This is a genomic window from Microseira wollei NIES-4236 (genome assembly GCF_020521235.1).
GTDB lineage: Bacteria > Cyanobacteriota > Cyanobacteriia > Cyanobacteriales > Aerosakkonemataceae > Microseira > Microseira wollei.
In genome coordinates, this window is the sequence record NZ_BLAY01000105.1 from 15406 (window position 1) to 35255 (window position 19850).

At 45.1% G+C, this 19850-nt stretch carries 23 protein-coding genes and 2 pseudogenes; 17 read left to right on the top strand and 8 right to left on the bottom strand.

Annotated elements, in window-relative coordinates; genetic code table 11:
• Window positions 1–13 precede the first annotated feature (13 nt).
• From MiSe_RS29625 to MiSe_RS29650, 6 genes are all read left to right on the top strand, one after another.
• Window positions 14–691 (top strand): YcjF family protein, encoded by a 678-nt coding sequence (locus MiSe_RS29625; RefSeq protein WP_226587196.1) that lies wholly within the window; start codon window positions 14–16, stop codon window positions 689–691.
• Between the two features lie 90 nt (window positions 692–781).
• A complete protein-coding gene (locus MiSe_RS29630; protein WP_226587197.1) occupies window positions 782–1102 on the top strand; it encodes a 2Fe-2S iron-sulfur cluster-binding protein in 321 nt (106 codons plus the stop codon).
• Between the two features lie 4 nt (window positions 1103–1106).
• Complete coding sequence (locus tag MiSe_RS29635; protein WP_226587198.1) at window positions 1107–1298, top strand: DUF8621 family protein; 192 nt, start codon at window positions 1107–1109, stop codon at window positions 1296–1298.
• A 230-nt stretch (window positions 1299–1528) separates the two neighbouring features.
• Window positions 1529–2677: a DUF3326 domain-containing protein gene (locus tag MiSe_RS29640; RefSeq protein ID WP_226587199.1), complete on the top strand. Its 1149-nt coding sequence runs from the start codon at window positions 1529–1531 to the stop codon at window positions 2675–2677.
• Window positions 2643–3236, top strand: coding sequence for a CPBP family intramembrane glutamic endopeptidase (locus MiSe_RS29645; protein ID WP_226587200.1), 594 nt, complete (start codon window positions 2643–2645; stop codon window positions 3234–3236). Before MiSe_RS29640 ends, MiSe_RS29645 begins: the two co-directional genes overlap by 35 nt.
• Window positions 3237–3267: 31 nt before the next feature.
• A complete protein-coding gene (locus MiSe_RS29650) occupies window positions 3268–4818 on the top strand; it encodes a hypothetical protein (protein ID WP_226587201.1) in 1551 nt (516 codons plus the stop codon).
• 33 nt (window positions 4819–4851) lie between these two features.
• On the opposite strand, the pseudogene MiSe_RS29655 reads toward MiSe_RS29650, so the two are convergent.
• Window positions 4852–5085 (bottom strand): annotated as a pseudogene (locus MiSe_RS29655) (ABC transporter ATP-binding protein); the annotation flags it as partial.
• Window positions 5086–5222: 137 nt separating this feature from the next.
• A pseudogene (locus MiSe_RS29660) lies at window positions 5223–5551 on the bottom strand (ATP-binding cassette domain-containing protein); the annotation flags it as partial.
• Between the two features lie 451 nt (window positions 5552–6002).
• On the opposite strand from MiSe_RS29660, the gene MiSe_RS29665 reads away from it, so the two are divergent.
• The 4 genes from MiSe_RS29665 to MiSe_RS29680 are packed head-to-tail and all read left to right on the top strand — an operon-like array spanning window position 6003 to window position 11159.
• The gene (locus tag MiSe_RS29665; protein ID WP_226587202.1) at window positions 6003–6371 is read left to right on the top strand and encodes a PPC domain-containing protein; all 369 of its coding nucleotides are present in this window, start codon (window positions 6003–6005) and stop codon (window positions 6369–6371) included.
• Window positions 6341–10249: a DUF4114 domain-containing protein gene (locus tag MiSe_RS29670; RefSeq protein ID WP_226587203.1), complete on the top strand. Its 3909-nt coding sequence runs from the start codon at window positions 6341–6343 to the stop codon at window positions 10247–10249. The genes MiSe_RS29665 and MiSe_RS29670 overlap by 31 nt, the downstream gene beginning before the upstream one ends.
• Window positions 10240–10704, top strand: coding sequence for a hypothetical protein (locus MiSe_RS29675; protein WP_226587204.1), 465 nt, complete (start codon window positions 10240–10242; stop codon window positions 10702–10704). Before MiSe_RS29670 ends, MiSe_RS29675 begins: the two co-directional genes overlap by 10 nt.
• Window positions 10705–10715: 11 nt before the next feature.
• Window positions 10716–11159 carry a hypothetical protein gene (locus MiSe_RS29680; RefSeq protein WP_226587205.1) on the top strand — a complete coding sequence of 148 codons (444 nt, stop codon included), beginning with the start codon at window positions 10716–10718 and terminating at the stop codon, window positions 11157–11159.
• A gap of 308 nt (window positions 11160–11467) precedes the next feature.
• Here MiSe_RS29680 and MiSe_RS29685 read toward each other — a convergent pair whose 3' ends face one another.
• Together MiSe_RS29685 and MiSe_RS29690 are read right to left on the bottom strand one after the other, a co-directional pair.
• The gene (locus tag MiSe_RS29685) at window positions 11468–11800 is read right to left on the bottom strand and encodes a XisI protein (RefSeq protein WP_226587206.1); all 333 of its coding nucleotides are present in this window, start codon (window positions 11798–11800) and stop codon (window positions 11468–11470) included.
• Window positions 11788–12207, bottom strand: coding sequence for a XisH family protein (locus MiSe_RS29690; protein ID WP_226587207.1), 420 nt, complete (start codon window positions 12205–12207; stop codon window positions 11788–11790). The genes MiSe_RS29685 and MiSe_RS29690 overlap by 13 nt, the downstream gene beginning before the upstream one ends.
• Before the next feature lie 435 nt (window positions 12208–12642).
• Between MiSe_RS29690 and MiSe_RS51260 the strand changes: the two genes are divergently transcribed.
• The 3 genes from MiSe_RS51260 (at window position 12643) to MiSe_RS51265 (ending at window position 13887) form a co-directional block, all read left to right on the top strand.
• On the top strand, window positions 12643–12825 hold the full coding sequence (locus tag MiSe_RS51260) for a hypothetical protein (RefSeq protein WP_264196721.1): 183 nt from the start codon (window positions 12643–12645) through the stop codon (window positions 12823–12825).
• A gap of 35 nt (window positions 12826–12860) precedes the next feature.
• Window positions 12861–13685 (top strand): trypsin-like serine protease, encoded by an 825-nt coding sequence (locus tag MiSe_RS29700; RefSeq protein WP_226587208.1) that lies wholly within the window; start codon window positions 12861–12863, stop codon window positions 13683–13685.
• A 67-nt stretch (window positions 13686–13752) separates the two neighbouring features.
• On the top strand, window positions 13753–13887 hold the full coding sequence (locus tag MiSe_RS51265) for a hypothetical protein (RefSeq protein ID WP_264196722.1): 135 nt from the start codon (window positions 13753–13755) through the stop codon (window positions 13885–13887).
• Between the two features lie 130 nt (window positions 13888–14017).
• On the opposite strand, the gene MiSe_RS29705 is transcribed toward MiSe_RS51265, so the two are convergent.
• Window positions 14018–14299: a ssr2422 family thylakoid membrane protein gene (locus MiSe_RS29705; protein WP_226587209.1), complete on the bottom strand. Its 282-nt coding sequence runs from the start codon at window positions 14297–14299 to the stop codon at window positions 14018–14020.
• Window positions 14300–14367: 68 nt separating this feature from the next.
• On the opposite strand from MiSe_RS29705, the gene MiSe_RS29710 reads away from it, so the two are divergent.
• A complete protein-coding gene (locus MiSe_RS29710) occupies window positions 14368–14943 on the top strand; it encodes a Uma2 family endonuclease (protein ID WP_226587210.1) in 576 nt (191 codons plus the stop codon).
• A 105-nt stretch (window positions 14944–15048) separates the two neighbouring features.
• Here MiSe_RS29710 and MiSe_RS29715 read toward each other — a convergent pair whose 3' ends face one another.
• Entirely contained in the window at window positions 15049–15447 is a 399-nt protein-coding gene (locus MiSe_RS29715) for a hypothetical protein (protein ID WP_226587211.1), read from the bottom strand.
• A gap of 887 nt (window positions 15448–16334) precedes the next feature.
• On the opposite strand from MiSe_RS29715, the gene MiSe_RS29720 reads away from it, so the two are divergent.
• Complete coding sequence (locus tag MiSe_RS29720) at window positions 16335–17123, top strand: laminin B domain-containing protein (RefSeq protein ID WP_226587212.1); 789 nt, start codon at window positions 16335–16337, stop codon at window positions 17121–17123.
• Between the two features lie 246 nt (window positions 17124–17369).
• Here MiSe_RS29720 and MiSe_RS52995 read toward each other — a convergent pair whose 3' ends face one another.
• Together MiSe_RS52995 and MiSe_RS29730 are read right to left on the bottom strand one after the other, a co-directional pair.
• A complete protein-coding gene (locus MiSe_RS52995) occupies window positions 17370–17495 on the bottom strand; it encodes a hypothetical protein (protein WP_264196723.1) in 126 nt (41 codons plus the stop codon).
• A gap of 170 nt (window positions 17496–17665) precedes the next feature.
• Window positions 17666–17917 (bottom strand): hypothetical protein, encoded by a 252-nt coding sequence (locus MiSe_RS29730; protein ID WP_226587214.1) that lies wholly within the window; start codon window positions 17915–17917, stop codon window positions 17666–17668.
• A 56-nt stretch (window positions 17918–17973) separates the two neighbouring features.
• Here MiSe_RS29730 and MiSe_RS29735 point away from each other — a divergent pair, with 56 nt between their 5' ends.
• Window positions 17974–18507: a calcium-binding protein gene (locus MiSe_RS29735; RefSeq protein WP_444980568.1), complete on the top strand. Its 534-nt coding sequence runs from the start codon at window positions 17974–17976 to the stop codon at window positions 18505–18507.
• Between the two features lie 106 nt (window positions 18508–18613).
• Window positions 18614–19657, top strand: a complete 1044-nt coding sequence (locus tag MiSe_RS29740; protein WP_226587216.1) for a GNAT family N-acetyltransferase — start codon at window positions 18614–18616, stop codon at window positions 19655–19657.
• Window positions 19658–19850: the final 193 nt, after the last annotated feature.

Genomic DNA, 19850 nt, shown 5'->3' on the forward strand with positions numbered 1-19850 from the left:
CCCCGTTAGTTATGTGATTCCAGTCTTAGCCGAATCTAAACGGGTGGGCAGATATCCAGTAGAAAGTTACGGGTTAAAACGCTTAGTAGAGGCAACTTTTGAACTCCTGCCGGAGGTGGCAAGAAAAGCCTTTGTTAAAGAACAAATGGCGAGTATTAATTTAAAAGCAGAAGCCGCTTTTAAATATGTTACCGGATATGTTGCCAGTTCCGCATTGGTGGGGGCAGCACCGATTCCCTTTGCCGATTCGTTGATTTTAGTACCAATGCAGACAACCATGCTGGCACATATCAGCGTTATCTTTGGAATGCCGTTTGAGCAAGCATTTATCAGTACGATATTATCTGCCATTTTTGGCACGGGCGGGGTAACCGCATCCGGCAGATTTATTGTGACCAATTTAATCAAAATGGTACCGGGTGCAGGTACGGTAATAGGGGGAGCTAATCTCCTTCGGAGACGCTTCGCGAACGCAGCATCCACCGCCGCCACCTTAACCCTAGCACTCGGATTAGCTTATATCGAACTCCTCAAAAGATACATGAAAGCTAAAATCCACGGGGAAACAATATCCTTATCCGACTTAACGAGAATTTTTATTGACTTGTACAAAGGTTATATGCGAACAGGTTCCAGAACGCTCAAACAAGAAGACACCGCCCCCCCTCCCCGCGAAATTAATATAGAATAAGTGTCCGCAAAGCGGTAAAATAATCCCTGGACGGGTACTGGCTATCTCTACCAATCGCCCGTTAATAGAATTAAGCAGATCCCAGATACGATGACCCAAACTTACAACGTCGAAATTCGTCACCAAGGTAGTACCCACACCATACAAGTGCCAGAAGATCAAAAGATTCTGCGCGCTGCCTACGCCGCTGGGATAGAATTGCCAAGTTCCTGCAATGCAGGGGTTTGTACCACCTGTGCCGCCCAAATTATTAATGGTGGAAAAGTCGATCAAACTGATGGCATGGGTGTAGGACCAGAGCTTCAAAAAGAAGGTTATGTCCTGCTATGCGTCGCCTATCCCCGTTCAGATCTAAAAATTGAGACTGAAAAAGAAGAAGAAGTCTATCATCGTCAATTTGGACAACCTTAAAATTATGACCACCCATTTCATTACCGCAGAAATTGACCTCACCGAGTCTCCCGCTAAACTGACTCAAGAAATTGAAGCAGAATTGAAAAAACGCGGGGAACCCCTACGTTGGGCAGTTACAAATGTCGATGCCGAACAGCAAAAAGCCACCGTAGAAGCAATTGTTACCGTAACAAATCCAGCCTCTAAAATCTAACAGGCAAACCCTTTGTTCGTAGTAGCAACGTGCAGCTAATGGCTAATAGCTAATGGCTCAATCGGGAAAAATGCTATATTAGCAATGAGCAATGAGCAATGAGCAATGAGCAATGAGCAATGAGCAATGAGCAATGAGCAATGAGCAATGAGCAATGAGCAATGAGCAATGAGCAATGAGCAATGAGCAATGAGCAATGAGCACCGCCCAAGTCTATCTGAAATCTGCAATTGACCCAACGTCCTTACACAGTAGTATTAATTGTCCCCACCGGCATTGGGGCAGCAATTGGGGGTTATGCGGGTGATGCGCTACCCGTGGCGCGGGCGATCGCTCAAACATGCGATCGCCTCATCACCCACCCCAACGTCCTCAACGGCGCTATGCTCTATTGGCCTATCGATAACGCATTCTACGTCGAAGGCTACGGACTTGACAAATTCGCCGCCGGATGCTGGGGACTGCAACCCGTGCATCAAAACCGCATCGGTTTAATCCTCGATCGGGGAATTGAACCAGACTTGCAACTGCGTCAAATTCAGGCCGCAGAGGCCGCTAGAGCCACCCTGGGACTGAGTTTGACAGACTACATCATCACCGATGCACCTTTGGGAGTAGAACTGCGGATAGCCGCTTCAGGGGCATCCTGGGGGACAATTCAAAATCCGGATAGCTTGTTGCGGGCAGCCCTTGTTTTGATTGAACGAGCGAGGGCAGAAGCGATCGCAGTCGTCGCCCGTTTCCCGGAAGATATCGATAGTCAAGCATTGCAAAACTATCGCCAGGGTAAGGGGGTAGATGCGATCGCCGGTGCAGAAGCGGTCATCAGTCACCTAGTCGTGCGAAAATTCCAAATCCCCTGCGCCCACGCCCCCGCCTTCCTACCCTCGGCTTTAGATCCCCACCTCTCCCCCCGTTCCGCCGCCGAAGAATTAGGCTATACCTTCCTCCCCTGCGTCCTCGTTGGTTTAAGTCGCGCCCCGCAGTTCGTCAGCAGAGGGGCCCAGGGGCAGAATGAACAATTAGCAATGAGCAATGAGCAATTAGCAATTAGCAATGAGCAATTAGCAACTACCATCTGGGCAAACCAAGTAGACGCTGTCGTCGTCCCTGCCGATGCTTGTGGGGGAAGTGCTATCTTGAGTTTGAGCGAGCGCGCGCTTGTTATCGCCGTCGCAGAAAATCATACCGTTTTGCGAGTTCCCCCCGAACCTTTAGGCATTAAAGCATTGCGGGTAAACTCTTATTTAGAGGCATTGGGCGTTTTAGTTGCTCATCAAGCCGGAATTAGTCCCGCTGCCCTCCGTCCGCACCTATCACCCCTAAGTTGCATAACACGAACTGGTGACCAAACCACTCCCCGAACAACCGGAATTTGAACCCCTGACGCGCACCCAATTGCTAATTGCAATGGGCGTGACCGCTATTGTATTGCTTGTCGTCGCCAAGCTGTGGCAGCACTTTGGTTCTGTCTCCCTACTGCCTGTTAAATGGAAAATCGAGGCATTCCCCCAAGGATTGGGTATCGGACTCTTAATTACTGCTGCCAGTAGCTTGGTGTATCGCCTTTGGCCTGCGTATCGCCAAAGTGCGGATTTATACCTAGAAATGGTGCTAAAACCTTTATTGCTGCCAGATATTATTTGGCTGGGATTATTGCCCGGTTTGAGCGAAGAATTGTTATTCCGAGGCGTTATGTTGCCTGCTTTGGGGTTAGATATGCCAGGGTTACTTTTCACCAGCCTTTGTTTTGGCCTTTTGCACCTCAGTGGCATAGAACAATGGCCTTATGCCGTCTGGGCAAGCGTTGTGGGATTTATATTGGGATATAGCGTTCTGACAACAGGCAATTTGTTAGTGCCAATTGTGGCTCATGTAATCACGAATTTGGTTTCTAGCTATCTTTGGAAGTTGGATTCCTTCAGGAATAAAAGTTAACCTGATTCTGGCCTGATTCGCTGACTGAAAAATGAGAACTTTAAAGGGTTGGATTACCAACAATAAAGTCGTCGCGGCTTTAGCAATATTCTTAATCATCGAAGGAGTATTCTATCTCCTATTTGCCCATCGAATAGTTGAGTCAATTTACAAGGAGGAATCCTTTGAATTATTAAATCAATTTTTCTCAGGACGCGATCAACATCCACTGAGTTTTTATATCAAAAGAACAGATAGGCTCTTTATTGCATCCAACGCCTTGGGGTCTTGTATTGTCTTAGCTCTATATGCGAGCTATAAACAATTAAAAAACCCTCGGAGATTTGCTGAGCTTTTGACCCAAGATATTAAAAGCTTCATCATAATTTTATATGATCATAAAAAAAATATTATTTTTCTACTTTCCCTATCTCTGCTGTTTTACGTCCTGTACCTCATAATAGGAGCGCGCCTAATACCAGAATTCTACAATTATAATTTTTTTGGCGCAGATCATACCGAAACAATTCCTGGTTGGACTTCACGTGAGTACAACCAGGAACATAAAGGCTCTCATCCTTTAATTTTACTGATGGTCGATCCATTGGCAATATTGCTGTATCGTTTAACTTTTTCCCCAGAAAAAACGGTAGTAATTCTCAACTGTTTTTTCGGTTTCCTCGCTATTTTAGCAGCATCCACACTGTTTTGGCTCCTGACCAAAAACCGGGTAATAACCGCACTTCTAACTGCTGTGCTTGGTTTGAGCATGAGTCACCTAGTATTTAGCACGCTACCAGAAACCTATGCCCTAGCTAGCTGTAGCGCCATCGCAACATACGTTTTATTTTTGATTTGTTTGGCGAATCAAAAAATCTACTATATATACTGGATTATAGCTGGGTTATTCTCGTTTGGTGTAACAATTACCAACTTTAGCCAAACTGTAATTTGTTTCACAGCGCTCGCATTTACTTTGAAGAAAGAACGCAGAGCGATCGCCATCTTAGAATATGTGAGCTTAGTTGTATTTTTTGCTTTTATACTCAGCGTTATTCAGTGGCGAATCTTCCCAAATGCCAAATTTTTCTTTCTGCCTGAAACCTTTGAAAAGGAGTTAAATTATGTAAGAATTACCATTCTAAATCAGCCATTTCTAGTTATTCAAGAACTTCTCAAAAATTTCTTCCTCGTTAACTTTGTAGCCCCATCTCCGTTTGGCTCAATTAGTCCCCAGGTTTCAAGTAGGATAGTTCTAAGCTTTTTTAATCGTCCTTTAGAATATAGTTTTATCGGTTATATAGGAGCGGTTCTCTGGGTTAGCTTATTCATCGCTGGTTGTTTGAGAAACATGCTAACTATCAGACAGAATATTTTTCTCGTTGCCGTTTCTTTTTCTATCCTATTTAATATGGCTCTACACTCATTTTTTGGCGGCAACGAAATGTTTCTTTATTCGTGTAACTTCACTTTCCTAATTCTCCTGTTAGCTGTCAATCGTTTCTGGTTTGAGAAAACATACTTCAGAGTAGGTGTAACCATACTAATTTTTCTAATGGCCACCAATAATTTGATGATTTTAAAGCAAATAATTTCCGGATAAATTAAACGAAATCGAGCTACAAAAATTATTTAATCACCCTAAATAAGCCTGCTTGAATCGCCGATCGTTGAGTAAATCCGACGCTTTTTCTGTGAGGGTAATACAACCCGCCTCAAGCAGGTATCCCCTGTCAGCAATTTGCAAGGCGAGATTGGCGTTTTGTTCAACTAATAGGATAGTAACGCCTGTTTCGCGCAAATTTTGAATAATTGAAAAAATCTCGCGGACGATGGCGGGAGCAAGACCGAGACTCGGTTCATCGAGTAATATCATGTCCGCGAGAGATCGGTAGTGTATGGATGGCTAATTGCTAATTGCTAATTGCTAATATAGTATTTTTCCTGACATTAGCCATTAGCGATTAGCTATTAGCAGTTACACAACCGTTGCTACCGGACATGATATAACAGTTTTGGACGACTCATGAGGGCGCGCGCGATCGCCAGCATTTGTTGTTCTCCTCCACTCAGGGTTCCTGCTAGTTGATTGCGTCGTTCTGCCAAACGGGGAACTCAAATTGTTGATTAATATCCGCCTTAATTTCTGCCGAATTAGAACGAATATAAGCACCTAATTCCAAATTATCTAAAACCGTTTGCCTTGCTAAAACTCGCCGTCCTTCAGGGGAGTGGGCAATCCTCAGTTGTACTACTTCATGGGATGGACGACGGGTAATGTTGCGTCCGTTGTAGATAATTTCGCCCCGGCGGGGATTAATTAATCTGGAAATAGCGCCTTTGCCGGAAGCGCTCTTGATTCTTGCACCCGGTGTGCCAAACACCCACCCAGCTTCGTTAAGTTTTTTCACAAAAGTGATATAAACCCTCTAACTTGGTTGCGGAAAGGGAGCCGCAACCAAGTTATGTATTGCTCTAAAACCTTGCATTGACGTTACTTCGCTTACTCCTTGCAGCGTCAAGCCAGCAATATAGCGGATTGCAAATGATTGAGGTAGAGCCAAAAGGCTTTGTTTGTGTAGCGGCACCCTTAATGCTGCCGCTACACAAAAGGCGCCTTTAAGGGCTGCAAACCGCTATAATACCGATTTTTGCGCTCGCCGATCGGAGTAATTGACCTTTATACTTAAGTGATATAACTTATAAACCATACCAGGAGCTGGGTAAAGCTAGGGTGACCTATTTCATCTTCACAAGCTCTTCGGGACATTTTCTAAGAGAGGGAATATGTCTATCTTTGATATTGGTAGTATGAGCAGCAGCCAGAACTATTCGGGTTTGATTGGCGGTGCGAATCCATTTGACTTATATAACTTCAGCGTCAAAGAGTCTGGTAGTTTCAGCCTGTCGCTGAACGGTTTGAGCGATAATGCCGATGTGCAACTGCTCAATAGCAGCGGAGAGGTGTTGTATATTTCCGCTGCTTTGGGTATGAGTGCGGAAGCGATCGCACTCAATAACTTAGCGACGGGTAACTATGCGGTGCGGGTGTTGCAAGTTGGCGGTAGTACCAACTACAACCTGAATCTGGCTGCTAAGGGTAAAGTCGATCCCCTGACTGGGATATGGATCTTATATCCGGTTACTTTACGGTAGGTGAGAGCGGACAGGTAGGTGTAGATCCGTTATTTGACGGCGGTTGGTACAAAGGTGAACTAGCCGTTTTCAGTTTGGAGGGGATGGATCGGTTTGTACCCGGATCGGAGGAGTTTATTCAGGAGGCGGTTGTGCGTACGCTCTCCAACTCGGAGCAAGGTTACGTAGTCTTTTCCGATGCATCGGAAGACGCCAAGTTTAGCGGTGGTTTAGGGGAAGGGAATTACAACGACGGAAAATACTTTGGCGAAAAGACATTTGCGATGAAGCCGGGGGATAAATTTGGCTTCATGCTAATTCCCAATGGTAAAGTGCAGGATGTGTTAAATAATCCTGCAATTGGTGCAGACAAGCGACCGTTATTTTCTTTAGTCACAGCCAATCCCAATCAAGGTTTTCACATCGGTCAAATTGCCGATATTAATGGGGAAGGTAATACTTTTTCGATTGAAGATCAAAGAGTTGATAGGGGATCGGATAAAGATTACAACGACCTGATTTTTAAAGTCAGTGGTGCAAGCGGGAAAGCGATAAAACTCGATCAAGTTATTAACCAGACAAAAGATTGGCGCAATTCTAACCAGGGTAAGCAATTGCTCGATGATATTAAACCTGAACAATCAGTCGAGGGTATACCTATTTTCGAAACGACTCCTGTTGTCGAAACTAAACCGATAGTCGAAACGACTCCTATTGTCGAAACTAAACCGATAGTCGAAACGACTCCTGTTGCTGAGACTAAACCTATTGTCGAAACTAAACCGATAGTCGTTTCGACTCCTGTTGTCGAAACTAAACCTGTTGTCGAAACGACTCCTGTTGCTGAGAATAAACCGATAGTCGAAACAACTCCTGTTGTCGAAACTAAACCTGTTGTCGAAACAACTCCTGTTGTCGAAACTAAACCGATATTCGAAACGACTCCTGTTGTCGAAACTAAACCTGTTGCTGAAAATAAACCGATAGTTGAAACGACTCCTGTTGCTGAAACTAAACCGATAGTTGAAACGACTCCTGTTGCTGAAACTAAACCGATAGTCGAAACGACTCCTGTTGCTGAAACTAAACCTGTTGCTGAAACTAAACCGATAGTTGAAACGACTCCTGTTGCTGAAACTAAACCGATAGTTGAAACGACTCCTGTTGCTGAAACTAAACCGATAGTTGAAACGACTCCTGTTGTCGTTTCGACTCCTGTTGTCGAAACTAAACCGATAGTTGAAACGACTCCTGTTGTCGAAACTAAACCGATAGTTGAAACGACTCCTGTTGCTGAAACTAAACCGATAGTTGAAACGACTCCTGTTGTCGAGACTAAACCGATAGTTGAAACGACTCCTGTTGTCGAGACTAAACCGATAGTTGAAACGACTCCTGTTGCTGAAACTAAACCTATTGTCGAAACCCAGCCTGTTTCTAAGACTAAGCCAATAGAGGATTCTATAGGCAGTTTTACGGTTGGGAATGATGGCAAAGTTAGCATTGATTTTCTCTTTGATGGCGGTGCTTATCAGGGAGAAGTTGCCATTGTTAGTTTAACGGGGATGGAGGATTTAGAACCGGGGTCAGAAGCGTTTATTCAAGAAGCTGCAAAACGTGCCAATAGTAATTCTGAATTGGGTTATGTGGTGATACGCGATCGCATCGAAGGTGCCAAGTTCAACGGCATTTTAGGAGAGCCAAGTCAAAACAGCGGCGAATACCAAGGAAGCAAGACTTTTACCATGCGTCCTGGGGATAAATTTGCCATAATGCTTGTTCCTAATGGGACGGTGCAACAGGTAGTAGAAAATCCTGCTATTGGTAACGATGTGCGTCCCTTGTTCTCGTTTTCCTCCCAGCTAGCAGATGTGACGGGGGACGGTCATACTTTTGCATTTGAGGATTTGCCGTTAAATGGATTTAGCGATCGCGACTACAACGACCTGATTTTCCAAATCAAAGGTGCTACCGGAAAAGCAATCGATCTCGATGATGTTATTAACCCTAGCAACGATTGGCGCAACACAGAATTAGGACAAGAAATCCTCAAATTTACTGATGCATCAATGGGTACTGCTGCATTTGACAGCACGCTCAAAGAAATTAATACCGAATTAGTGCCGGAAATTGACAACGTTCTCAAACAACTGAACGAACAACTGCAACAAATTATTGCCAAACCAGACAGTGCTTTAGTTGATACCACTCCAGACGTTGAACAACAAGCGGAGCGAGAAATTCGTGACTTGGAAGCTGAATTAGACAAGGCGATTGCCGAATTAACTACCGATCCACTGTCTGATATTGGGGTTTTAGCTGGTAAGTATGAATTTCCCAAAGCAAATCAGCCGTTAGTGGGAATTATCGATACCGGATTTGTTGACAAAAATCCCGATATAGACTTCAGCAGGATTATTTTGGGGCGCGATCTCATCGACAACGACAACAACCCCCTAATTGCTGCAAATGAAAATGAAGACGACGCGGATCGCGGCACAAAAATTCTAGAAGTAATTGCCGCTACTCAAAACAATAACATCGGCATTGATGGCGTCAACGACGATGCACCTTTATGGCTAGGACGTGCAGTAGGTTCCGGTAAATGGCACGAGTCTTTAATTGAATTTGTCGATGGGGCAAAAGCATCTAAACAACCCAATGCCATTGTTAATCTGAGCTTTGATTTAACTGAAACTAAACCCGACGGTACGGTTGTCACTCGCACTCAATTTACACCAGCAGAAAAAGCCGCAATTGAATATGCTCGCCAAAACAACGTTCTGATTGTAGCGGCTGCTGGCAACGAAGGCGAAGCGAATATATCTGCATTAGGAAAAGCTTCGCGGGAATTTGATAATATCATCACCGTTGGTGCATTTGATGGCACAGGACGAGCCGACTATTCTAACTATGGAACCAAACTCGACATCTTAGCTTATGGCAATATGCCAGAGCAACCCCAGACAGCAGCAGCAACCAATGAGGGAGAAGTTGATTTATCTAAACTATTAACTTCCGCACAACTGGAGGCTTTTAACAAAGCTTTGGCAGTCGATCAAACCCAGCCTTACGACACGAATGCTAACATCGAAAATCTATCAACTCAAGAGCAAACAACAGCCTTTGAAGCCGCACAAAAAGCGATTGAAGCGGCTTTGGGAGAACTGAACAACATCGGCAGTATTGATAGCAGTTCCATCGAATCCGGGGAGGAAATTGCCGGGACTTCTATCGCCGCCGCTAAAGTCGCGGGAGCCGCTTCTCAAGTCTGGGCGGCTAATCCCCAATTAAGCTTTAAACAGGTGATAGATATCCTCAAGAAAACGGCTTTAGATTTGGGGACACCGGGTTGGGATGCCGAAACGGGAGTAGGTTTATTGAGTTTAGCTGTTGCCATGCAAATGGCGGTGGAAACCAAACCAGAATCCTACACACCAGGGCAAAATTCGGACATCGATTTAGACTTAATTGACGAGGGTTCAACAACGCTTGGCGAACGTCCTGCCAGAGGTTTCTTCAAGAAAGTGAAGAATTTCTTCCGGCGGGTGACGAATGTCGTTAAAAAGGTTGTCAATGTCGTTAAAAAGGTAGTCGGTGTCGTTAAAAAAGTCATAAGCATTGGCAAGAAAGTTTGGAGTTTCTTTTCTAAAGCTCGCCGCATCTTCTCCAAAATTAAAGGCTTCTTCACCAAGGTTGTTTCTAAATTCATCGCTTTGCCTGTCTTCGGCAAAGTTGGCGCGATCTTTGGCGGACTCGCCCTTGTGGGGCAATTGGCGGACTGGTTTGGTGGTTGCACAGGCGGCGTCAGCAACAACAACAACCACCCCAAGATCCACCTCCACAGCGAGATCCAAGGTTTGTGGCACTCCAAGCAATTTGGAGCAGGTTGCCAGTAGAACTAAAAACTGCTTTGAGAAGTGGAATTTCTAGCCCTTATGGTCGCCCTCTCTTCAACGGCGATCCAGATGGCATTTTGCCGCTGCTTCAGACTTTGGCTGCTATGAATCCTCCACTACCGCCCCTACTTGCACAATGGCTGCAATTTGGGACACCGCCGCAGTTTTTGCCCCTTTTGCAAGGTACTCCAACGAGTCCTCCGCTGCCTGCGGATGTTGTCAATGCTTGGAATGCCCTTAACCCTCAACAGCGACAACAGCTTTTGCGTTTCTTGCCAGGAGGAGTTCCCCCTCTATACCATCCCCTGCTGGATGGCACCGATCCAGATCGGATTTTGCCAATCTTTAATGCCTTGAATTCAATTTCTTCATCAATTTCAGCAAATGCTCCAAATACGGTTTTGGATTTATTGCCAGATGGAATTCCCAGTGAGGAACTACCAAATTTTCCTTAACGCTGGCTGATTTGCCAACTCTAATTGCCGCCAATCAATTAGAGATTCAGCAACATCAGTCAGCGCTGCAAAACTACCAAGATCAAATTAACCAAGCTTATGCAGCAGTCAATCACTTTGAACAACAACGGCAACATTATCAAAATGCAGCCAACTACTGGAATAGCCAGATTTCTACTAGGGGAATTGTAGGCTGGTGGTGGATTTGTTGGCGTGGGTGCATAGCATATCCTGTGGAGGGCTGGATTTATAACCCACAAGCCGAAGCCAATCGAAACGAGGCACAAGCAGCAGCTAATATGGCAGCTCAATACCGCGATGAAGCCAACCAACAGGCGCAACAATTGGCTGCTAGCTTGCCACCTTACATCGGAGCTAGTCAACAGCGATTGGCTCAACTCCAGCAACAATTGCAGTCGCTAATGCAACAGCAACAGGCATTGCAAAATCCCTGAAAATGACTTGCGATCGCATTCTTTCCCACAGGCGATCGCACTTCCCAAAACCTGCGCGATCGCACCCGAACATCCTCTCTTTGTCAAACTAACAGATGCGAGCGCTCGCTAATAGCAAACATTCCCAACTCAACAAATTGCGATCGCACTTCAAAAAAATATGCGATACGTGCTACGCACGCGCTACGCGAACCCACTCCTTTACTCGACTTACTAGGAGCGATCGCTAGTGAAGCGCACAAGAGGGCGATCGCTTGAAAAACAAGCGCGATATGCCGACCGCACGCTGGCGCGAACGCATTAAGAATTCACGCTACCGCAAATCCAGTAAACTGCCGAACATAAGGCGCTCTAAATCCCAAAACAATATCCGTTTTCGGTACGCCTAATTCTACCAACTGATTAGCCAGTCCTTCTTCCGTAAAATCTTGCTGTATCCAAATTTTTCCATCTTTGATATCGATATGAATCGGACATCCATGAATTCGTTCTTCTTCCCGCCATCCCACATACAACAATAAATAGCTATCTCGTTCTTTATCAAAAACGACTTGAACTTTATCCAATTCTTTTTCCGATTGTTCCCTAGCATGTTGCTGAATTATTTTCTCGATTAATTGGCGGTAATCTAGTCTTTCCATAACGCTATCTCCTGCTTCTCAACAACAAAAACTAACAACTTTATTGGCAAGCGATCAATTACTTCTTGAACAAACGAATCTGTAAAAAAGTTGCAATAAATATCATTTGGTACAGCCAAATATAAAACTCGTTCTGGTTCTAGTTGTTCGAGGGCTATCTTATAGTTAAAAAACTGACCTACAGCCGTATGGAATTCCGATATGGTCGATAAACCCACAAAACTTTTGACCTCTACGGCTATTCGGCGAGCGCCCTTTTCAGCCGCAAGTAACTTTTCTGCTCCTAAGTCTATCTTCATTTTAGCTCGCTGACTTGGTTGCAAAAACAGAGGCTCGTGAGTAATTGTCCATCCATCTTTCTCCAAAGCCAAACGCACTGTGTTGTGAAAGATATCTCTGGCTGACATGATTAAAAGGTTATTTTTACTAGATACAAAAAGTATCTATTTTCATAATTATAGCTAATATCCTGACAGAAGATGCGATACGTGCTACGCACACGCTATGCGATACGGCTGACGCCACGCTCCTCGCACTCCTTTACCCCACCCAAGCGATCGCCTTTATAGAAGTACCTGCAAAAAACCGGGTTTCTGGTATCTTCGTGAGGTCTGCTCACCCTTATTGCTAATTTTACTTTAAGTGAGATTACTTTTGCACGGAAACTTTACCCTATCCTTATTGACGCCAGCTTTACAGCAAAGCAATAAATAAACTTAAGTTACCAAACTTAAGCAAGAAACCCTTAGCGCCACAGGGTGAGATTCTCCGGCACGGCTGGGTGAAAAGGGTGGCCTGAGATGACTCCAATTGAGCAAAATTCACTGTTTTGGAGCAGATATATGAACATAGCGACTAAATTTTGCATTTTTGCTGCCTTTATTGCTGCAAATGCTAGTTTTAGCGGTATCGCTCCTGCGGGAACGATTCGGCACGATGTGAGCGACTTGGCTTATCGCAGGGGAATTCGTTTGCTAGCGTCGGTTTTTGAACGGTCAAGGTTTTTGCTCCGGGACGCTGATTAATCGCCAGTGGGTGCTAACCGCCGCTGATTGACCCGATGCAAAATCAAGCGGCTATTTGGTCGGGACGGTATACTGTCACCAACGCCATCGGACACCGGGGATGGCTGGGTAGTTCTGGAAATCTGGGTGCGGGTTTCGATATCGCGTTGCTCAGACTTAGGTCTGCGGTCACTAATGTTACCCCAGCACCGCCGTTTAGCGATCTCAGCGAGGATATGCAAGTTGGTACTTATGTGGGGTATGGCGCAACGGGGACGGGTTTAAGCGGATGGGTACGCAACGAAGGGGTCAAACGTGGGGGACAGAATATTATTGGTTTGGGGAGTCGATTGGGATTTAGCGATCGCGTCCTCGTTTCTGATTTCGATTCGCCTTTGTCCGCCAATTCCTCGGATCGCCTCAGCATCCCGTTAAACCTGGAATATAACGTCGCTCCTGGCGATAGCGGTGGCGGAATGTTGATCAACAATCGAGTAGCTGGCGTTAACTCGTTTATTAGAGGACGCGCTGGTTATGGCGATATATCTGCTTCTACTCGCGTTTCTTCCCATACTAATTGGATTAACTTGATTCTCGGTCGTTCTTGGACGAGCAATCCAACCAATCCTTGGACGGGTTTTACGCCTACAAATCTTCAGTATGCTTCAGCAACCGATTTGCTCCAGTTTCCCATTTTAGAACAGTCTTACGAATACGATGACTGGGATGAAACTCTGGACAATCGCATTAGCATTACCTGGGAAGCTCCTGAAGAATTAGAAAAATATGTACCGGAACCAACTTCGATTTTTGGTTTAATTGCAAGTGCTTTATTGGTTGGCTTGTTGCGGAAACGTCAGCCAAAAATGAAAGTTTGTTAGCGTTAATTTCCAGAGCTTCGGCGGTGCATCTATTGACTTTTGAAATTGATTGGGAGGAATCAGGATTATGCAAGGCAGTTTGCTGATAGCGCTGAGCGCAATTGTGTCGGGTTTGTTGATGCAGGAGCGGGAAAAACCCAAACCCAAAGAAGAACCGAAAGACGAGGTGGTGTACAAAATTGAAGTAAAACGTCCAAAGTAAATCCGGCATCAACCAAGAGCGATCGCTTTTGGTTGAGTTCAGGGTAGTTGCTCTCTCACATCTGGAGGACTTTATATTAACAAGCAGCCTGGGCGATCGCTTTCTTTCCCACATGCTCGCATACTTTTGATTACCGACGTAAAACCGAACTGATAATGATTGTGATAGTAGCACTGGCAATTAGAGTAAAAGCCAGTTGCACCACCCACTGAGTTGCTTGCTGATAGTTACTAAATCGGTCGTTGAACTTCTCGACATGAGTTGATAGCTTGTCCACATCAGTTGATAGCTTGTCCACATCAGTTGATAGCTTGTCCACATCCGTTGATAACTTGTCCACATTCGTCGATAGCTTGTCTAATTTTTCAATTACATCTGACAATGTTGGTTCTTGCTTTGGTGTGCTGGTCATTTTGGTCTTTTTAACTCGCTAATTTTATTATAAAATAAGAGAGAGTCTCAGACTAGGAGAACGTTCTGATGTCAATGATGACAATAAAAGACTTAGAGCAAGTTCAAGCCGCCTTTGCTGAAGCTGGTTTAGATTACCAGGTAGAGCTAGAAGACGGGAGCATTTCGATTGTGGGGCCATCAGACATCGTATCAAGTGAAATTGCCATTCTGTTCAGCCGATTGCTGGCTAACTGGGTCTACCCCCGCCGCCTCGGACGAGTCTTTGACTCCGCAGGCGGTTTCATCTTACCGGATGCGAACTTGAAAGCACCCGATGTTTCCTTTGTGCGAGCCTCTCGTCTGCGGCAAAGTCCGCGTTATTTTGGAGAATTAGTCCCCGATTTAGTGGTAGAAATTAAATCCCAAAGCGATAGAATTAAAACCCTCGAAAAGAAGGTCAATAAATTCATAGAACTAGGAGCAATCGTGGGAATTTTGATTGACCCTGATGAAGAGACAGTGACAATTTATCGTTCTACCGGCGAACCGACGGTTTTAGAAAATGGCAATATCTTAACTATCCCAGAACTTTTTTCCGGTTGGGAGTTGCCCGTTTCTGAATTATGGCCTCCTATTTTTACAGAAGAAGAAACAGAAGTTTGAAAATCCAACAGCAGCGACTATATCCCCGATTTCTCGCGAGAAGTCGGGGATTTGGGTGTTATGGAGATGAAAGCGATACGTGCTACGCACACGCTACCCGATCGCTTATCCCCCAGAAAAGGCAGTCGTTTTTTCTGCCGACTGTGTTGCATCTATCGGTTTAATTGGCTTCTGTTCCGCCTGAATTGGTGAATATTGACAATAGCAAATCACCACCATTTCAAACTCGCTGTTTGTCGCACCTGTTGGATACTGTTCTACTCGCACCACTTCCCAATTTCCGCGACACCAATAGGTACTCGTACCGGGGAACTGAGGAGCGTCAAATGCTGGAATATTGTGGAATTGGGGCACTCGATAGCCGGGTTGGGGAATCGGTCGATTAGAAGAATCAAAATGCTCTGCCAGAATATCGGTACAAGCTCCTGTATGAGCGAGCAATCTGTTTTCTGCACCCTGTTCTTCTTGCCAGTCTGCTCTAAAAATAATGTACTTGCGTCCCATTAATCTTCGTCCGACCTGTAATCAGGAAATTGAGTTTCGCCTTCAAAGATACACTTGTACTTGAGAGTGGTGTTTGAAGTGCGTTCGACGGACAGCAGCTTCCACCCGTACTTTTTTTCTATTAAACCTCTCCAATAACTCTTGTGGGGTAGGCGTCTCGCCTGCCTTTGAGCTTAAATTCGGTCCAAGTCTAATAAATCAGCGATTAGAGGCGTTCTGATCGCAACCCAGTCACAACCGATAGCGATCGCTCTCTTACCACCCCGCACCATAATTTAAGTGATATTGTATGTAGCGGCTCTTGGCTTTCCTTAGCAAAAAGCTTGTAGCAGCCTAAAATAAAGGGTTCATGGGGTTTTTGACTTTTTGCGCTCTCTTGACAACCTAGAATCACCTTTGTATAGTGAGAAGCAACTAAAAAACATAAAACCAGATGAAATAGGAGGAAGAGCAACGCGGCTGGCAGTTGTCGCAATGCTGTGCGCCAGACCAGGATTGAATACGCTTGCGTAGCTCAGATATTGCGCCATTTGCATAGCCCGCCAGGAAATAAATTTCCGGTCTAATAGCTGAAGTCGGTTAAAACCGACTGCAATCGATCGCAGAATCACAGATTAAGCTTCCCAGTCAGGCCGCCCGGACATAAATTTCCGCGCTAATAGCAGAAGTCGGTTAAAACCGACTGAAATTGATCGCAGAATCACAGCCCGCCCGGAACTTAAGTTCCGGTCTCATAGCTGAAGTCGGTTAAAACCGACTGAAATCGAGCGCAGAATCGCAGATTAAGCTTCCCAGTCCACTGTGGACTTGAGCTAAAAGCCCTTGGATTTTAATCCCTGGCGGGTGAGTGGGCAGATGCAATATGTGAGATATTACTTGAGGGTGTTATGAAACGAGAAAAATTGGGATTCCATCAAACGTTTATTCTGAGTGCATTACCTTTAGCGATCGCTGTAACCTTGCCTACCCCTGTACGCGCCGCTGTTTTAGCATCGAGCAACTTTAATCGCGGTAGTGAAGGCTGGAAAATTGCTGAATATAACGCTGGAAACTGGAATTTTTTTAGCCCGATTTATGTCCCCAGAATATTTGGATCTGGCGGATATCTAACAGAACCAGACCGGGAACAGGGTAGTTGGTTTTGGGACGCACCAGGGAAATTTTTGGGTAATATGTCAGCTGCTTACGGGGGAATATTGACATTTGACCTCAAGCAGTGGCAAACCAGTCATCAAAGTGAAACTACTAGCGATATTCTTTTAATGGGTGGGGGTCGCACGTTATCTTTTAATACTGCCTACAACCCTGGCAGAGGTTGGACAGGTTACAACATTCTCCTGCACGAATCCTTTGGATGGAAAAACTTGGCGACTGGTTTAACTGCGACTCGCAATGAAATGTTAGCGGTACTTTCATCTTTGAGCGCACTTAGAATTAACGGGGATTATCGCAAAGGTTTAGATCTGAGTAGCATCGACAATGTGGTGTTAAATGCGGGGCCAACACCTACACCCACACCTACACCCACACCTACATTCACACCTACACCTATTCCTAAACCTGCGTCTGTTCCCGAACCTTCTGCGGTATTGGGTTTGGTATTCGGTGCTTTAAGTGCCGCGTCTGTGTTAAGACGCAAACAAAAACGAAAAGTTTTGAATTCAAACCTCAGTTGATGGATAAAAGAGTGCGTTTGCGTAGCGTGCCCTTGGCATATCGCGAGTGCGGAAGGGAGGCATATCGCGCAGCGTTTCGGTACGAGAATCCCATTCTTCAAACTTGCGTAGCTAACCCCAATTGCGAATCTAGACAGGTTAAACGGTGAGTTGCACTTTCTGCGAGTAATTGACGAATAAAATTGGGCTGTTGGGAGTTAACCTCATGCAAAATATTCCGATACAAACGACAAGCAGAATCATCGTTCAAAATGCGCGTGTGGATAATTTTAGTTTAATCTTGAGCAACCAATATGGTTTGGGAACTGCAATGAAGGCTTTAAGCTGTGCTGAAAAATCAAACGATTCTAGAAAATGTATGAGGCTAAACATGACTTCTGGCTGTTCGCAACGCTCGTCTAGAATGAGATGTAAATCCGGCAATTATTCGGTTTTAGGATTCTTAGCAAGTTCGGCTAAAGCATTTTCAAACGCTGTAACTTGTTGTGGCGATCGCATCAGCTTATTGGCTTCTAAGATGCTAATCCAGTTAGTTTCTTGCATCAGCTATTTCCTCGCTTTTCAAAAGTCCCCGACCAAGCTAACTTATTTAACCGGATGACTTCCTGTAGACTACGTCTTTCTGGCGTGTAGAGTGACTGACGGCGATAAATGGTTCGCGCATCTTTAATCTCTCTAGCCAGTGCATTTCTTGATGAAAGACTGATGTCGGGGAGTTGTCCATAAGAGATGGTTTGGCGATGACGACCTCCCTGACCTGGCACAGGATGTTCCATCATCATAGCAATACCCATTCCTGTAGTGTAGAGGTGGTAACGACTTACTATTCGGTGGTGGTGGAAACGATTTGTTGTACGGAGATGAAGGCAACGACTCTTTGTTTGGTGAAAGCGGCGACGATCGATTAGAGGGTGGTTTTGGTAACGATTATCTCTCCGGAGGAATTGGCAACGATAGACTTTTTGGGCAAGAAGGCAACGACATTTTGACAGGAGATATAGGTAACGACTCTCTCTACGGTGGAGTAGGAAACGATAGTCTTTTTGGTGGAGATGGCAACGATTTGATCGATCCTGAAAATGTTATATCTTCAGAGTTAGACACTTTAACAGGTGGAGGCGGACGCGACCTTTTTGTTCTGAGTAATTTGATTTCCGGACAAGGGTCTGGATCTGCTTTGATTACAGACTTTGTAGTCGCTGAAGATCGCATCAGCTTGCGTGGAACTAGGACTCAATACTCGTTGCATGCTATCAATAAAGCTGGAACAAGTGCTTTGGATACTGGGATTTACAGGCTGTTCAATGGTGGCAGTTCTTTAATTGGTGTCGTGCAAGATATCGCACCTACAAGTTTAATCCCTCAAAACTTCACCTACATCTAATTTGCGATGCGATCGCTTGTTATGGATGACAAAATTAAACCACGCTCAAACATCACTTTTATCCAAAAAATAAAATCCACGACAACCACAACTCTAAACCACAATTATGGCATACACTCATCGCCTTGCAACTACCGAAGATGCAAAATCTATTGCACCCCTAATGACCGCCTTCGCACAAGAACGGGAATCGGTTGACCCCTCGATGTTGCTCAAACCCAATTATGATTTTGAGCAATACGTCGCCTATCAATTAAGCAAACCGCTTTCCTACTGTTGGGTTTTAGAATATAACGACGGCGAAACTGAATCGAAAATTATTGTTGGCTTTTTCTTCACCTACACTTACGACGAAACTCCACCCGCTAGCTTACCCGAAGAATTGCGGCAATACCAACAATTAGAAAATCCGTTTCAACCCCGCCGCGTCGGTTCGGTTTTGGGATTGTACGTGCAACCAAACCATCGGAAACCGGATGCGATCGCGCCAGCGTGCCGGAGGCATATCGCACAACTAATCGAAGCGGGAATTCAAACAGCAGAAAACCTCAAAGTTACCGATATTGACGTGCTAGTTTCAGCCGAACAAACTGGAATCCACGCATTATTAGAAAGATTGGGTTTCCACAAAGCAGCGGTGCAATATACCCGCCATTACGAGATTCCCACCGATGGGGAATTACCCAGCTTGCACCCACCGCACCCAGAATTATCAGAAATAACACTACCCGCACCCAGTGCGATTCCTTTACGCAACCTCGAGACTAACGAATTGATTCGCAAACCTAACGGGGAACCTGTATTTTTAATGCCGTTGCGCGATGAAGAAGGTGAATTGATTCTCTCATCTGATGGCTTGCCAATTTATCCTACTCCCTTGCGCGATCCTGAGAAAAATGATTGGGTATTTGATGCGACGGGTGAGTTGGTAACTTGTCCGATTTTGCAAGATGAAACGGGTGAAATTGTCGAATATAAAGGCATTCCTCAGTTTTGTCCCCCCGCTTACGAAACTGCTGCGCGAGGAATTCGCTTGCAGCGAGATGCACAAGGCAATTATGTTTTTTGTCCAGTGGAACGGGATAATTCGGGAAAGATTGTGCGATCGCCTGACGGTGTACCTGTTTTTAAACAACCCCTTTTGGTGTAAGATTTTTTCAATCAGGCAAAAATACTGTCGATCCCCCCTAGCCCCCCTTATCCAAGGGGGGGACAGGAAAAAGAAAGCCCACTTTATCCAAGGGGGGGACAAGAAAAAGAAAGCCCACTTTATCCAAGGGGGGGACAAGAAAAAGAAAGCCCACTTTATCCAAGGGGGGGACAAGAAAAAGAAAGCCCACTTT